This window comes from Pseudomonas ekonensis (assembly GCF_019145435.1).
GTDB lineage: Bacteria > Pseudomonadota > Gammaproteobacteria > Pseudomonadales > Pseudomonadaceae > Aquipseudomonas > Aquipseudomonas ekonensis.
This window is the reverse complement of record NZ_JAHSTS010000001.1, coordinates 662,267-676,303: the sequence shown is the minus strand read 5'-3', so window position 1 is coordinate 676,303 and position 14,037 is coordinate 662,267. Positions and strand designations below refer to the sequence as shown.

Sequence of the window (14,037 nt, the reverse complement as noted above, 5' to 3'; positions counted from 1 at the left end):
TGGAATCCCTGCCGGACTCGGAGTAATGTGCCCGCCTGTCTCGCCTGATTTTCTCCAAGGAACTGGAATATGCTGCGTCGCCGCATGCTGAAAATGTTGGGTGTCGTACTGCTGATCGTCCTGGCGCTGGCCGGCTACAAGGCCTTCACCATCTACACGATGATCCAGGGTTTCGCCAAGCCGAAACCGCCGATCAGCGTCGCCGTCGCCACTGCCGCCGAGCGCCCGTGGCAGATGCGCCTGCCCACCGTCGGCACGCTCAAGGCGCTGCAGGGCGTCGAGCTGAGGCTGGAGACCAACGGCACCGTCACCGAGCTCAAGTTCGAGTCCGGGCAGAAGGTCAAGGCCGGGCAGCCGCTGCTGCAGCTCGACAGCGCGGTGGAGTCCGCCCTGCTCGAAACCGCCAAGGCCGACCTGGGCCTGGCGCAGCTGGACTTCGGCCGCGGCAGCCAGCTGGTCGGCAGCAGCGCCATCTCCAAAGGCGAATACGACCGGCTCTCGGCGCAACTGCAAAAGAACAAGGCCACGGTCAACCAGCTCAATGCGGCGCTGGCGAAGAAACGCATCGCCGCGCCGTTCAGCGGCACCATCGGCATCCGCCAGGTCGACGTCGGCGACTACCTGGCCAGCGGCACCAGGATCGCCACCCTGCAGGACCTGAGCAGCCTCTACGCCGACTTCTACGTCCCGGAGCAGTCGGCGCCGAAACTGGCCCTCGGCCAGCCGGTGCAGGTCGCGGTCGCGGCGTTTCCCGGCCAGGCCTTCCCCGGCGCCATCAGCGCCATCAACCCGATCGTGGAGAACACCACCCGCAACATCCTCGTGCGCGCCACCCTGGCCAACCCCGACGGCAAGCTGCTGCCGGGTATGTTCGCCAGCGTCGAGGTGCTTTTGCCGGATCCGCAGAAGCACGTGGTGGTGCCGGAGAGCGCGGTCACCTACACCCTCTACGGCAACTCGCTGTACGTGGTCGGGCAGAAGAAGGCCGAGGACGGCAGCGTCGAAAAAGACGAGAACGGCCAGCCCATGCTGATCGCCGAACGGCGCTTCATCGAGACCGGCGAACGCCGTGACGGCCTGGTGATGATCAACAAGGGCGTGCAGAGCGGCGAACAGGTGGTGACGGCCGGCCAGATCAAACTGGACAACGGTGCCCACATCGCCATCAGCGACGACAAGACCCTCGGCGAGCAGAACAGTCCGCGCCGCGCCGACTGATCAAGGAAACCCCATGGCCTTTACCGACCCGTTCATCCGTCGCCCGGTGCTCGCCACCGTGGTGAGCCTGCTGATCGTGCTGCTGGGCTTCCAGGCCTGGAGCAAGCTGCCGCTGCGCCAGTACCCGCAGATGGAAAACGCCCTGATCACGGTGACCACCGCCTACCCCGGCGCCAACGCCGAAACCATCCAGGGCTACATCACCCAGCCGATGCAGCAGAGCCTGGCGAGCGCCGAGGGCATCGACTACATGACCTCGGTCAGCCGCCAGAACTTCTCGGTGATCTCGATCTACGCGCGCATCGGCTCCAACAGCGACCGCCTGTTCACCGAGCTGCTGGCCAAGGCCAACGAGGTGAAGAACAAGCTGCCGCAGGACGCCGAAGACCCGGTGCTGAGCAAGGAGTCCGCCGACGCCTCGGCGCTGATGTACATCAGCTTCTTCAGCAAGGACCTGAGCAACCCGCAGATCACCGACTACCTGTCGCGGGTGATCCAGCCGAAGCTGGCGACCCTGCCGGGCATGGCCGAGGCAGAGATCCTCGGCAACCAGGTGTTCGCCATGCGCCTGTGGCTCGACCCGGTGAAGCTCGCCGGCTTCGGCCTGAGCGCCAGCGACGTGACCAACGCCGTGCGCCAGTACAACTTCCTGTCCGCCGCCGGCGAGGTGAAGGGCGAGTACGTGGTCACCAGCATCAACGCCAACACCGAACTGAAGTCCGCCGAGGCCTTCGCGGCGATCCCGCTCAAGGTCGACGGCGACAGCCGGGTGCTGTTGCGGGACGTGGCGCGGGTCGAGATGGGCGCCGAGAACTACAACTCCATCAGCTCCTTCGGCGGCACGCCGTCGGTGTACATCGGGATCAAGGCGACCCCGGCGGCCAACCCGCTGGACGTGATCAAGGAAGTGCGCAAGATCATGCCGCAGCTGGAGGCCCAGCTCCCGCCCAACCTCAAGAGCGAAATCGCCTACGACGCCACGCTGTTCATCCAGGCCTCCATCGACGAAGTGCTCAAGACCCTGTTCGAAGCGGTGCTGATCGTGATCGTGGTGGTGTTCCTGTTCCTCGGCGCGCTGCGTTCGGTGGTGATCCCGGTGGTGACCATCCCGCTGTCGATGATCGGCGTGATGTTCTTCATGCAGATGATGGGCTATTCGATCAACCTGCTGACCCTGCTGGCGATGGTGCTGGCCATCGGTCTGGTGGTGGACGACGCCATCGTCGTGGTGGAGAACATCCACCGCCACATCGAAGAGGGCAAGACGCCGTTCGAGGCGGCCCTGGAAGGCGCCCGGGAAATCGCCTTGCCGGTGGTGTCGATGACCATCACCCTGGCGGCGGTGTACGCGCCCATCGGTTTTCTCACCGGGCTGACCGGGGCGCTGTTCAAGGAGTTCGCCCTGACCCTGGCCGGGGCGGTGGTGATCTCCGGGATCGTCGCCCTGACCCTGTCGCCGATGATGTGCGCCGTGCTGCTGCGCCACGACGAGAACGCCAGCGGCCTGGCCCATCGCCTCGACCTGATCTTCGAAGGCCTCAAGCGCCGCTACCAGAGCCTGCTGCACGGCACGCTGAACACCCGGCCGGTGGTGCTGGTGTTCGCGGTGATCGTGCTGTGCCTGATCCCGGTGCTGCTCAAGTTCACCAAATCGGAGCTGGCGCCGGACGAGGACCAGGGCATCATCTTCATGATGGCCAACGCCCCGCAGCCGACCAACCTCGATTACCTGAACACCTACACCGACGAATTCATCAAGATCTTCAAGGAGTTCCCCGAGTACTACTCGTCCTTCCAGATCAACGGCTACAACGGCGTGCAGACCGGCATCGGCGGCTTCCTGCTCAAGCCCTGGAACGAGCGCCACCGCACGCAGATGCAGATCCTGCCCGAAGTGCAGGGCAAGCTGGAACGCATTCCCGGCCTGCAGATCTTCGGTTTCAACCTGCCCTCCCTGCCCGGCACCGGCGAAGGCTTGCCGTTCGAGTTCGTGATCAACACCGCCAACGACTACGAAGTGCTGCTGGAGGTCGCCGACCGGATCAAGAAACGCGCGGCGGAATCGGGCAAGTTCGCCTTCGTCGACCTGGACCTGGCCTTCGACAAACCGGAAGTGGTGGTCGACATCGACCGGGCCAAGGCCGCGCAGATGGGCGTGTCGATGCAGGACCTGGGCGGCACCCTCGCCACCCTCCTGGGCGAGGCCGAGATCAACCGGTTCACCATCGAGGGGCGCAGCTACAAGGTCATCGCCCAGGTCGAACGCCCCTACCGCGAGAACCCGGACTGGCTGAACAACTACTACGTGAAGAACACCCGTGGCGAACTGTTGCCGCTGTCCACCCTGATCACGGTGACCGACCGCGCGCGGCCAAGGCAGCTCAACCAGTTCCAGCAGCTCAACGCGGCGAAGCTGTCCGGGTTTCCGCTGGTGAGCATGGGCGAAGCCATCGACACCGTGCGCCAGATCGCCCGGGAAGAGGCCCCGGCCGGCTTCGCCTTCGACTACGGCGGCTCTTCCCGGCAGTACGTGCAGGAAGGCAGCGCACTGTGGGTGACCTTCGCCCTGGCGCTGGCGATCATCTTCCTGGTGCTGGCTGCGCAGTTCGAGAGTTTCCGCGACCCGCTGGTGATCCTGGTCACCGTGCCGCTGTCGATCTGCGGCGCACTGATCCCGCTGTTCCTGGGCTGGTCGAGCATGAACATCTACACCCAGGTCGGGCTGGTGACGTTGATCGGCCTGATCAGCAAGCACGGCATCCTGATCGTCGAGTTCGCCAACCTGCTGCGCAAGGAGAAGGGCCTGAGCGCCCGGGAGGCCGTGGAGGAAGCGGCGGCCATCCGCCTGCGTCCGGTGCTGATGACCACGGCGGCGATGGTGTTCGGCATGGTGCCGTTGATCCTGGCCAGCGGCGCCGGCGCGGTCAGCCGTTTCGACATCGGCACGGTGATCGCGACGGGGATGTCCATCGGGACTTTGTTCACCCTGTTCGTCCTGCCGTGCGTCTACACCTTCCTGGCCAAGCCCGACAAGGCACAGTGACCCTGTGGCTCCCTCACCACAGAAGTCAAAGGCACAAAAAAGGCCTCGCATCGGCGAGGCCTTTTCATGAGGCTGCGGGGGAATTCAGCTCTGCGGTCTCATCCGTTGCGAGAGACCGAACATGAACAGCAACAAATCATGATCCGGTTCAGACGACACGGCGGTCTTCACCACCCGAGGCACCGGGCGATGGACTTCGCCCGCCGATTTGCCGATCACCTGCATGCGTGGCTGTTCCCAGGCCGCCACCGCCAATGAAGCAACTGCCAAGGCTCCTACCAAAAACAAACCTCGCGCAATTTCTAGTTTCATCGCTATAAACCTTTGATAGCGCTGCCAAACGCCGTCTCATAAAAATAGACGAGTTTTTTCCAGTCCGAATCCCTGAACGACGAATGGCGACGCAATTGCTTCATGTCATGGGCTGCCGCACGACCGGCGGTCAGCCGACGGCGGCATTTCTCGAGATCGATCAGGGCCACTTCAACCTGGGCCCCGTCGCCCTCACCGGTGACGCGGACAAACACATGCTTGATGTAGATGCAGCTGTGCTGCCAACGGCCCCGGTGCAGGCGCGCCAGGTTGTCGGCCAGGTCCTTGAGCACACGCTCGTACACCGCCTCGCCATGGCGCTCGCGGCCGCCGGCGGCTTCCCATTGCTCCAGTTCCAGAAAGCCGTCCAGGGACTTGGTCACCAGCAGCGCACGCCATTTGTGCACAGGGTCAGGCTGGGCGCCGCAGAACACGATCTGCGGTACGCGCACGCCGAGCGCGCCGGCGCCGTTCAGCGCATCGCGCTCGCGCAGCACCGTCGGGCGACCGAACGGATGCATCAAACTGCGGTAGATGTGGCCGGTCTGGCGTTTGGCATACAGCAGCTGGCCATCGCGGCCCATGACCCGTTGCACCCCACTCTCACCGCCGCGACGCACGTTGGGCTCTTCCACCCACTCGCCCCGCTGGTTCCAGTAGTAGTCGAAGCGATCCTGGGGAGCGACTTCCGTTTCTGCTGCAATATGCACTGCCATCCCGTTACCTCTTGCGTAATACGTAAACCCGCCACATGGCATAGAGCGGAATAAAATCCAGTTGTTCCTGGATGCGGAAACCCGCGTCTTCGAATTCTTTCTCGACCGTAGCGGCCGGTAACACAAAGCGGTTCTGGTAACCCGCTTGCCCACGCTTGCGCTCGGCGCGCTTGCGTTTCCAGGCCTTGAAATTGCCGTCCACCCACAACGAAACGATCACGCTGTCGCGGGTGACGCGCTCGAACTCGCGCAAAATGGCCCGTCGATGCTCAGCTTCACCGATGTGGTGGAGCAAACGCATGCAGAAAATGCTGTCGACGGCGTTGTCAGGCAAGGCGATGTCGAACGCAGATGTGTGCAAGGGCTGTACCCGTTTCACCACATCGGCCGGTTGGGCCTGCATGGCGGTCTTGATCATCGACTCGGAGTTGTCCGCGCCGATGATCACCCGGTTCGGCTTTTCGGCCAGCAGCGGCCAGAAACGTCCGGCCCCGCAAGGCAGGTCCAGCACCAGCCCCGGTTCGCCGACCAGGGTCAGCGCCTTGCGGGCCAGTTGCAGGTCGCGCCAGTGCGACAACCGACGCCCGAGACCGTCCTGATGCTTGCGCAGATACTTTTGCGCATGGTTATCGTCGTACTTTTCGGAAAAATCGAGCTTGATCGGGCCGGCCATCACCAGGACTCCTGAATTACTGATGAGGCCACCTTATGCAGGGCCGTGTCAGCGTCAGGTCATCCATTTGTGAAAAATACGTCATGTAAAACCCTAAAACATTTCAGGGTTTTACAACCATTCCACAGTAGCTCAGGGCCATCACTGTAGCTCAGGTCTGGTCCAAATCCACCTCGAATCGGCAACCATTGGGTTCCATCGTGCTCAGGTTGACGCTCCAGCCCTGGTTTTCGCAGATTCGCTGCACCAGCGAGAGCCCGAGCCCCAGGCCTTCGCCGCGCTTTTCGGTGCCGCGCACGAACGGCTGGAACATGGCTTCACGTTTTTCCTCGGGGATGCCCACCCCCGAGTCCTCGACCACGAAACCGTTGCCGTTGAGGGTCAAGCGGATGAACCCCTGTTCGGTGTAGTGCAGCGCATTGCGCAGCAGGTTGCCCATCACCGCGTTGAGCAGGGTCGCGTTGTAGAGGGTGTCCGGCGGGTTGCCCGGTTCGAAGATCAGCGTGAGCCCCTTGCTCTCGATCGGCTCGCGCCACAGGCACAGCAGGTTGTCCGCCACCTGCGCCAGGCTCTGCCGGGGCGAAACGCCTGCGTCTTCGCGCTTGGCCCGGGCCAGCATCAGGAAGGTCTGCACCAGTTCGCGCATTTCTTCGCTGGCACGGGCGATCCGCTCGACCTGGGCCCGGCCGCGCTGGTCGATGCCCGGGTTCTCCAGCAGCAGCTCGCAGGAGCTGGCCAGCACCATCAGCGGCGTACGCAGTTCGTGGCTCACGTCACTGGTGAACAGACGCTCGCGGGTCAGCGCCTGGCGCAGCCGTCCGAGGGTGGCGTCGAACGCCACCGCCAGTTCGCCCACTTCGTCGGCCGCGTAGTCCGGCGCCAGCGGCGGCGCCAGTCCGAGCAACTGATCGCGGTGACGCACCTGGCGCGCCAGCCGCACCACCGGCGCCATCACCTTGCGCGCCAGCACCCAGCCCAGGAACACCGCCAACGCCAGGCTGAGCACGAAGCCCACCAGCACCACGGCGAACAGCACGCGCTCGCGCTCTTCGAAATCGCTTTGGTCCTGCAGCAGCACATAGCGCCGGCCATCGACGATCTCGACCATGGCGTGATACGACAGCTGCTCGCGAAAGACTTCGTGAAAGCCCGAGTCCAGGTGGCGCAGGTCCTTGGGCAGCTCGAAGTCCCCCGGTCCGCCGCTGAAGTAGAACAACTGGTCCGGCTCGGGCCGGTGGCTCCAGTCCGAGACGTTGTCCATCAGCAGCAAGCGCTGCAGGTCGCCGCCCAGCCCCGCCGAAATCAGTTTTTCCTCGACCAGATGGACCGTCGCGACGATCCCCATGGCGAACGCCCCGGCCACCAGTGCGCTCATCAACGCAAAGGCGATGATGATCCGCTGGGCAAGGCTCTGCTTAAACTCCATCACGCCCCTCGGCCAGGCGGTAACCCACGCCGTGCACGGTGTGCAGCAACGGCTTGGCGAACGGCTTGTCGATCACCTGGCGCAGTTGGTGGACATGGCTGCGCAGGCTGTCGCTGTCCGGGCAGTCGTCGCCCCACAGCGCCTCTTCGAGGATTTCCCGGCGCAGCACGTGGGGGCTCTTCTGCATCAGCACCGCGAGCAGCTTGAGGCCGACCGGGTTGAGCTTGAGCAGCTTGCCTTCGCGGGTGACCTCCAGGGTGTCGAGGTCGTAGTTCAGGTCGCCGACCTGCAGCGCACGGCGTCCGCCGCCCTGGGTGCGGCGCATCACCGCTTCGATCCGGGCCGCCAGTTCGGACAGCGCGAACGGCTTGATCAGGTAGTCGTCGGCGCCGGACTTGAAGCCTTGCAGACGGTCGTCGAGCTGGTCGCGGGCGGTGAGCATGATCACCGGGGTGTCCCGGCGCGCGTCTTCGCGCAGCCGTTTGCACAGGGTGTAGCCATCGATGCCCGGCAGCATGATGTCGAGCACGATCAGGTCGTAGTGTTCGGTGGCCGCCAGGTGCAGGCCCGACAGGCCGTCCTGGGCGCAATCGACGGTATAGCCCTTGAGCCCCAGGTAATCGGCCAGGTTGGCCAGGATATCGCGGTTGTCCTCAACCAAAAGAATTCGCATGGGCACCTCCTCCGTACACCGAAACGGCCGTCTTGGCCCGCGCAGCTTACGGCCAAGCGCCGCTCAGGGCTAGGGCCGCACGCCGCGCGGGTCGGGCCGCCCGAGCGAATGGTCGATTTGACGAGATTTTCACTATCGGTTCACACGCTGACGACAGCGGCGACGCGACACTCCCGCGCCTTATATAAGGATCGTAGCCAATGGACTTTTTCAAGACGGCGCCCATGCGCTTTCTGCTGTTGATCACCGGTGCCTGGCTGGTGGTGTTTTCCCTGACCCGAACGGCGCTGCTGCTGACCCATCTGGATGAGGCCGGCGGCATCGCCTTTTCCCTGTTCGGCATCGGCCTGCTCTATGACCTGGGCTTTCTCGCCTATGCGGCGCTGCCGATGGGGCTGTATCTGCTGATCTGCCCGCCGGCCCTGTGGCGCCGCCGGGGCCACCGCTGGTTCCTGCAAGGGCTGTTGACGGTCAGCCTGTTCGCGATGCTGTTCACCGCCGTGGCCGAATGGCTGTTCTGGGACGAGTTCGGTGTGCGCTTCAACTTCATCGCGGTCGACTATCTGGTGTACTCCGATGAGGTGCTGAACAACGTGCTGGAGTCCTACCCGATCGGCACCCTGCTCAGCCTGCTGGCGCTGCTGGCCGCCGGCCTGAGCCTGGCGCTGCGCAAGCCGCTGAACGCCGCGCTGGATGCGCCGTTGCCGCCGCTGCGCGCACGCCTGTTCAATGCGTTGGGCCTGCTGATCGTCGCCGGCCTGAGCCTGCAACTGCTCGGCCAAGGCTTCCCCCGCGCCCAGGGCGGCAACGCCTACCGGAACGAGCTGGCGAGCAACGGCCCTTATCAGTTCTTCGCCGCGTTCCGAAACAATGAGCTGGACTACGGCCAGTTCTACAGCAGCCTGGCTCCCGAGGCCGTCGGCCGGCAGATCCGCGCCGAACTGAACGAGCCCGATGCGCGCTTCATCGGCCAGGATCCCCAGGACATCCGCCGGATGATCGACAACCCCGGCACGCCGCGCAAACCGAACATCGTGCTGGTGACCATCGAAAGCCTGAGCGCCAAGTACCTGGGCAGCAACGGCGACGAGCGCAACCTGACGCCGAACCTGGATGCCCTGCGCAAGCAGAGCCTGTACTTCAACAACTTCTACGCCACCGGCACCCGCACCGACCGCGGCCTGGAGGCCATCACCCTGGCCATCCCGCCGACGCCGGGCCGTTCCATCGTCAAGCGCATCGGCCGCGAAAGCGGCTTCGCCAGCCTCGGCCGGCAACTGAACGCCGTCGGCTACGACAGTGTGTTCGTCTACGGCGGGCGCGGCTATTTCGACAACATGAACGCGTTCTTCAGCGGCAACGGCTACCGTGTCGTCGACCAGAGCAGCGTCGATGAGTCCGAGATCCACTTCAAGAACGCCTGGGGCATGGCCGACGAGGACCTGTACAAGCAGACGCTGAAACTGGCGGACGCCGACTTCGCCAAAGGCCAGCCGTTCCTGCTGCAGTTGATGACCACCTCCAACCACCGCCCCTACACCTACCCGGACAACCGGATCGACATCAAGTCCGGCAACGGTCGCGACGGTGCGGTGAAGTACACCGACTACGCCATCGGCCGGTTCCTGGAGCAGGCGCGGCAGAAACCGTGGTTCGACGACACGATCTTCATCTTCGTCGCCGACCACACCGCCGGCAGCGCGGGCAAGGAAGACTTGCCGATCAGCAACTATCAGATCCCGCTGTTCATCTACGCGCCCAAGCTGATCCCGGCGCGCGAAGACGCTCAGCTGGCCAGCCAGATCGACCTGGCGCCGACGCTGCTGGGCCTGCTCAACCTGGATTACCAATCGACGTTCTTCGGCCGCAACCTGTTGCAGGACAACCCGTTGCCGCCGCGTGTCGTGGTGGGCAACTACCAGCATCTGGGCCTGTTCGACGGCAAGGATCTGGCGATCCTCAGTCCGCGCCAGGGCCTGCGCCGGCATGACAATGCGCTGAGCGAAAGCCGCGAATCCCGCGCGGGCAGCGACGACCCGCTGATCGGCCGCGCCATCACCTATTACCAAACCGCCAGTCATGGCTTCACGCAGCAGCTGCTTGGCTGGAAAGCGTCCAAGGAGGGCGCTGCGCAAGTCAGCGAACGTTAACCGAAGCGCCCCGGGGCCGATGCGCCGGGGCGTTTTCTTGTTTCAGGATCCATCATGCCTTCAAGCGCCGTACGCCCCACCCCCCGTCCGCTGAACTTCTGGCTGTGCCTCGGCATTCCCGTCGCCGCCGCCGTCATTCTGGTGCTGCTGGAGCTGACCGATCTGGATATGGATCTGGCGCAGCTGTTCTATGATCCGGCCGCCGGCGACTTCATCGGCCGCCACAGCTACTTCCTGGAAAACATCCTCCACGACCGCGCCAAGCAGGTGGTCATCGCCTTCTCGGTGTTTGCCCTCCTCGGTTTCATCGGCGCGTTCTTCATGGTGCGCCTCAAGCCGTTCAAGCGTGAGCTGGGTTGCCTGGTGCTGTCGCTGGGCCTGGCGACTTCGTTCGTGACGCCGATGAAAGCCGTCACCGCGGTGCAGTGCCCCTGGAGCCTGGAGCAGTTCGGCGGCCACGAGACCTACAGCAAGCTGCTCAGCCACCGTCCGGACACCGACAAGCCCGGCCGCTGCTGGCCGGGCGGACACGCCGCCACCGGGTTCACCCTGTTCGCGCTGTTTTTCGTGCTGCGCGACCGGCGTCCGCGCCTGGCGCGCCAGGCGTTCATCTTCGCGTTTGCGTTGGGGTCGGTGTTCTCCGTCAGCCGGATGATGCAGGGCGCGCACTTCTTCTCGCACAACGTGTGGACGGCGATCTTCTGCTGGCTGATTTGCCTGGGATCCTACTACTGGATCCTGTACCGCCCGGCCGTCCGGGACGAGACCGCACCTGCGGCGCAACCGGTCAACGCCTGACTGGCAACGCCCGTCGACGCCATCGCCGGCAGGCTGGCTCCCGCAAGGGACAGGACTGGATGCGGCGGACACCGCCAGACACTGTGGGAACCAGCCTGCTGGCGATTGGCGACATGCCTGTCAGCGCTGCATTGACTGACATGGCCCATTCGCGAGCAGGCTCGCTCCTACAACGGACACCGGGTGAACCCTGAAATCCGGGCAATAAAAAACCCCGCCTGCTCATCGCAGGCGGGGTTTTCCGTACAGGGGTGAGGCTGGCTTACATCATGCCGCCCATGCCACCCATGCCGCCCATGTCTGGCATGCCGCCGCCAGCTGGAGCGTCTTTCTTCGGCGCGTCGGCCACTGCAGCTTCGGTGGTCAGGATCAGACCGCCGATGGACGATGCCGCTTGCAGTGCGGAACGGGTCACCTTGGTCGGATCCAGGATGCCCATTTCGATCATGTCGCCGTACTCGCCAGTCGCGGCGTTGTAACCGAAGTTGCCTTTGCCGTTCTTGACTTCGTTGACCACAACGCTCGGCTCGTCGCCGCTGTTGGCGGAGATCTGACGCAGCGGCGCTTCAACGGCGCGGCGCAGGACAGCGATGCCCACGTCCTGGTCGGCGTTGTCGCCTTTGAGGGTGCCGATGGCTTCCAGAGCGCGGATCAGCGCAACGCCGCCGCCAGGCACCACGCCTTCTTCGACGGCTGCGCGGGTGGCGTGCAGGGCGTCTTCAACGCGGGCTTTCTTCTCTTTCATTTCGACTTCGGAACCGGCGCCGACCTTGATCACCGCAACGCCGCCGGACAGCTTGGCCAGACGCTCCTGCAGTTTTTCACGGTCGTAGTCCGAGGAAGTCTCGGCCACTTGGGCGCGGATCTGGGCGATGCGGGCTTCGATGTCGCCCTGTACGCCAGCACCGTCGACGATGATGGTGTTTTCCTTGGACAGGGTCACGCGCTTGGCGTTGCCCAGGTGTTCCAGGGTGGTGCTTTCCAGGCTCAGGCCGATCTCTTCGGAGATCACGGTGCCGCCGGTCAGGACGGCGATGTCCTGCAGCATGGCCTTGCGGCGGTCGCCGAAGCCAGGCGCCTTGACGGCTGCGACCTTGACGATGCCGCGCATGTTGTTCACGACCAGGGTCGCCAGGGCTTCGCCCTCGACGTCTTCGGCCACGATCAGCAGCGGACGGCCGGCCTTGGCGACGGCTTCCAGCACAGGCAGCATTTCGCGGATGTTGGAGATCTTCTTGTCGACCAGCAGGATCAGCGGGCCGTCGAGCTCGGCCACCATGGTGTCCGGCTTGTTGACGAAGTACGGGGACAGGTAGCCGCGGTCGAACTGCATGCCTTCAACGACCGACAGTTCGTTTTCCAGGCCCGAGCCTTCCTCAACGGTGATCACGCCTTCTTTGCCGACCTTTTCCATGGCTTCGGCGATGATGTCGCCGATGGAGTTGTCGGAGTTGGCGGAGATGGTGCCCACCTGAGCGATGGCCTTGGTGTCGGCGCATGGCTTGGACAGCTTCTTCAGCTCAGCGACGATGGCGATGGTCGCCTTGTCGATGCCGCGCTTCAGGTCCATCGGGTTCATGCCGGCAGCGACGGCCTTCAGGCCTTCGTTGACGATCGACTGAGCCAGGACGGTGGCGGTGGTGGTGCCGTCGCCGGCGTCGTCGTTGGCACGGGAGGCAACGTCTTTGACCAACTGCGCGCCCATGTTCTCGAAGCGGTCTTCCAGCTCGATCTCTTTGGCGACGGAAACGCCGTCCTTGGTGATGGTCGGAGCGCCGAAGCTCTTCTCGAGGATCACGTTACGGCCTTTCGGGCCCAGGGTCGCTTTTACCGCGTCAGCCAGAACGTTGACGCCGACGAGCATTTTCTTGCGGGCGGAATCGCCGAATTTAACTTCTTTAGCAGCCATGATCGATATTCCTTGAATGCTTTGGGGTAGCGGGAAAATGAACGGGGGTCATCAGCCTTCGATGACGGCGAGGATTTCGTTCTCGCTCATCACCAGCAGGTCTTCGCCGTCGACTTTCACAGTGTTGCTGCCGGAGTAAGGACCGAACACGACCTTGTCGCCGACCTTCACGGACAGTGCACGCACTTCACCGCTTTCCAGAGCTTTGCCCGGGCCTACAGCGAGGACTTCACCGTGGTTGGCCTTCTCAGCAGCCGAACCTGGCAGGACGATACCGCCAGCGGTTTTCTTTTCTTCTTCGCTGCGACGGATAACGACGCGGTCATGCAGAGGACGAAGCTTCATTGTCGATCTCTCCTAATTGTGGTTTTCATCGGCCGGTGTAGTCCCGGCGGGTTTAACGAATCCGGCCTGCGCCGGTTGCGGCTCGACGTGCGAGACGCGGAAGTCTGTCCGGCGGGTGCGCCGGAAACCTTGCGGTGACCGATACATAAGGGCGCATAAGCTTATTACAAGGGCAGGGCAGAAAAATTTTCTCAGGCAGGCCCCGGAAACGGACACGGCACCCGAAGGTGCCGTGCCGAAGAGGGATCACTTGGTGTCGCGGTGCTCGAATTCGCCTTCGATCACCGTCGGCTCGCGGCCCAGGGGCTCGCGCGGCGCGGGGCCGCCACGGGGCTGCAGGTCGTCGGCGAAGGCGCGTTGGCGCATGGTTTGCTCTTCGGCGCGCTGGCGCATTTTGCCGGCGATCAGGCGACGGCTGAACGGCAGCAGCAACAGCAGACCGACCACGTCGCTGATGAAGCCCGGCAGGATCAGCAGGCCGCCGGCCAGCGCCAGCATCAGGCCTTCGAGCATGGTCTGCGCGGGCAGTTCGCCGCGGCTCAGGCTTTCACGGGCACGCAGCGCAGTGGCCAGCCCGGCGACGCGCAGCACGAACACGCCGAACATCGAGCCGAGGATGATCAGCAGCAGGGCCGGGAAAAAACCGATGGCTCCCGCCACCTTCACGAATACGAACAGCTCCAACACCGGGAAGAGCAGAAAGAGCAACAAATAAGGGCGCATCTAAGGGTTCCTCAACGCAAGAATGCCTTGCAAGTAAGCCTTAGATGACGT

At 64.0% G+C, this 14,037-nt stretch carries 12 protein-coding genes; 4 read left to right on the top strand and 8 right to left on the bottom strand.

What is annotated here, in order from left to right; all coding sequences use genetic code 11:
* The first annotated feature begins 69 nt into the window (after positions 1 to 69).
* Both KVG96_RS03160 and KVG96_RS03155 read left to right on the top strand, forming a co-directional pair.
* Positions 70 to 1,218, top strand: coding sequence for an efflux RND transporter periplasmic adaptor subunit (locus KVG96_RS03160; protein WP_217890776.1), 1,149 nt, complete (start codon positions 70 to 72; stop codon positions 1,216 to 1,218).
* A 13-nt stretch (positions 1,219 to 1,231) separates the two neighbouring features.
* On the top strand, positions 1,232 to 4,261 hold the full coding sequence (locus KVG96_RS03155) for a multidrug efflux RND transporter permease subunit (RefSeq protein WP_085580292.1): 3,030 nt from the start codon (positions 1,232 to 1,234) through the stop codon (positions 4,259 to 4,261).
* An 84-nt stretch (positions 4,262 to 4,345) separates the two neighbouring features.
* Here KVG96_RS03155 and KVG96_RS03150 read toward each other — a convergent pair whose 3' ends face one another.
* The 5 genes from KVG96_RS03150 to colR all read right to left on the bottom strand — a co-directional run bounded on the left by KVG96_RS03150 (position 4,346) and on the right by colR (position 8,061).
* Positions 4,346 to 4,573 (bottom strand): hypothetical protein, encoded by a 228-nt coding sequence (locus KVG96_RS03150; RefSeq protein ID WP_085580290.1) that lies wholly within the window; start codon positions 4,571 to 4,573, stop codon positions 4,346 to 4,348.
* A gap of 2 nt (positions 4,574 to 4,575) precedes the next feature.
* The gene (locus tag KVG96_RS03145; RefSeq protein WP_217890775.1) at positions 4,576 to 5,289 is read right to left on the bottom strand and encodes a lipopolysaccharide kinase InaA family protein; all 714 of its coding nucleotides are present in this window, start codon (positions 5,287 to 5,289) and stop codon (positions 4,576 to 4,578) included.
* A gap of 4 nt (positions 5,290 to 5,293) precedes the next feature.
* Positions 5,294 to 5,962, bottom strand: a complete 669-nt coding sequence (locus KVG96_RS03140; protein ID WP_217890774.1) for a class I SAM-dependent methyltransferase — start codon at positions 5,960 to 5,962, stop codon at positions 5,294 to 5,296.
* Positions 5,963 to 6,113: 151 nt separating this feature from the next.
* A complete protein-coding gene (locus KVG96_RS03135; RefSeq protein WP_217890773.1) occupies positions 6,114 to 7,388 on the bottom strand; it encodes a sensor histidine kinase in 1,275 nt (424 codons plus the stop codon).
* Positions 7,378 to 8,061 (bottom strand): two-component system response regulator ColR, encoded by a 684-nt coding sequence (gene colR / locus KVG96_RS03130; protein WP_217890772.1) that lies wholly within the window; start codon positions 8,059 to 8,061, stop codon positions 7,378 to 7,380. Before colR ends, KVG96_RS03135 begins: the two co-directional genes overlap by 11 nt.
* A 200-nt stretch (positions 8,062 to 8,261) precedes the next feature.
* Between colR and KVG96_RS03125 the strand changes: the two genes are divergently transcribed.
* Both KVG96_RS03125 and KVG96_RS03120 read left to right on the top strand, forming a co-directional pair.
* Positions 8,262 to 10,211: an LTA synthase family protein gene (locus KVG96_RS03125; protein WP_217890771.1), complete on the top strand. Its 1,950-nt coding sequence runs from the start codon at positions 8,262 to 8,264 to the stop codon at positions 10,209 to 10,211.
* Positions 10,212 to 10,265: 54 nt separating this feature from the next.
* Positions 10,266 to 11,009, top strand: coding sequence for a phosphatase PAP2 family protein (locus tag KVG96_RS03120; protein WP_217890770.1), 744 nt, complete (start codon positions 10,266 to 10,268; stop codon positions 11,007 to 11,009).
* Between the two features lie 262 nt (positions 11,010 to 11,271).
* Here the strand turns inward: KVG96_RS03120 and groL are convergent, their stop codons facing one another.
* The 3 genes from groL to KVG96_RS03105 form a co-directional block, all read right to left on the bottom strand.
* On the bottom strand, positions 11,272 to 12,918 hold the full coding sequence (gene groL, locus KVG96_RS03115; protein ID WP_085580275.1) for a chaperonin GroEL: 1,647 nt from the start codon (positions 12,916 to 12,918) through the stop codon (positions 11,272 to 11,274).
* 51 nt (positions 12,919 to 12,969) lie between these two features.
* Complete coding sequence (locus KVG96_RS03110) at positions 12,970 to 13,263, bottom strand: co-chaperone GroES (RefSeq protein WP_085580273.1); 294 nt, start codon at positions 13,261 to 13,263, stop codon at positions 12,970 to 12,972.
* A 246-nt stretch (positions 13,264 to 13,509) separates the two neighbouring features.
* Entirely contained in the window at positions 13,510 to 13,986 is a 477-nt protein-coding gene (locus KVG96_RS03105) for an FxsA family protein (RefSeq protein WP_217890769.1), read from the bottom strand.
* Between the last annotated feature and the right edge of the window lie 51 nt (positions 13,987 to 14,037).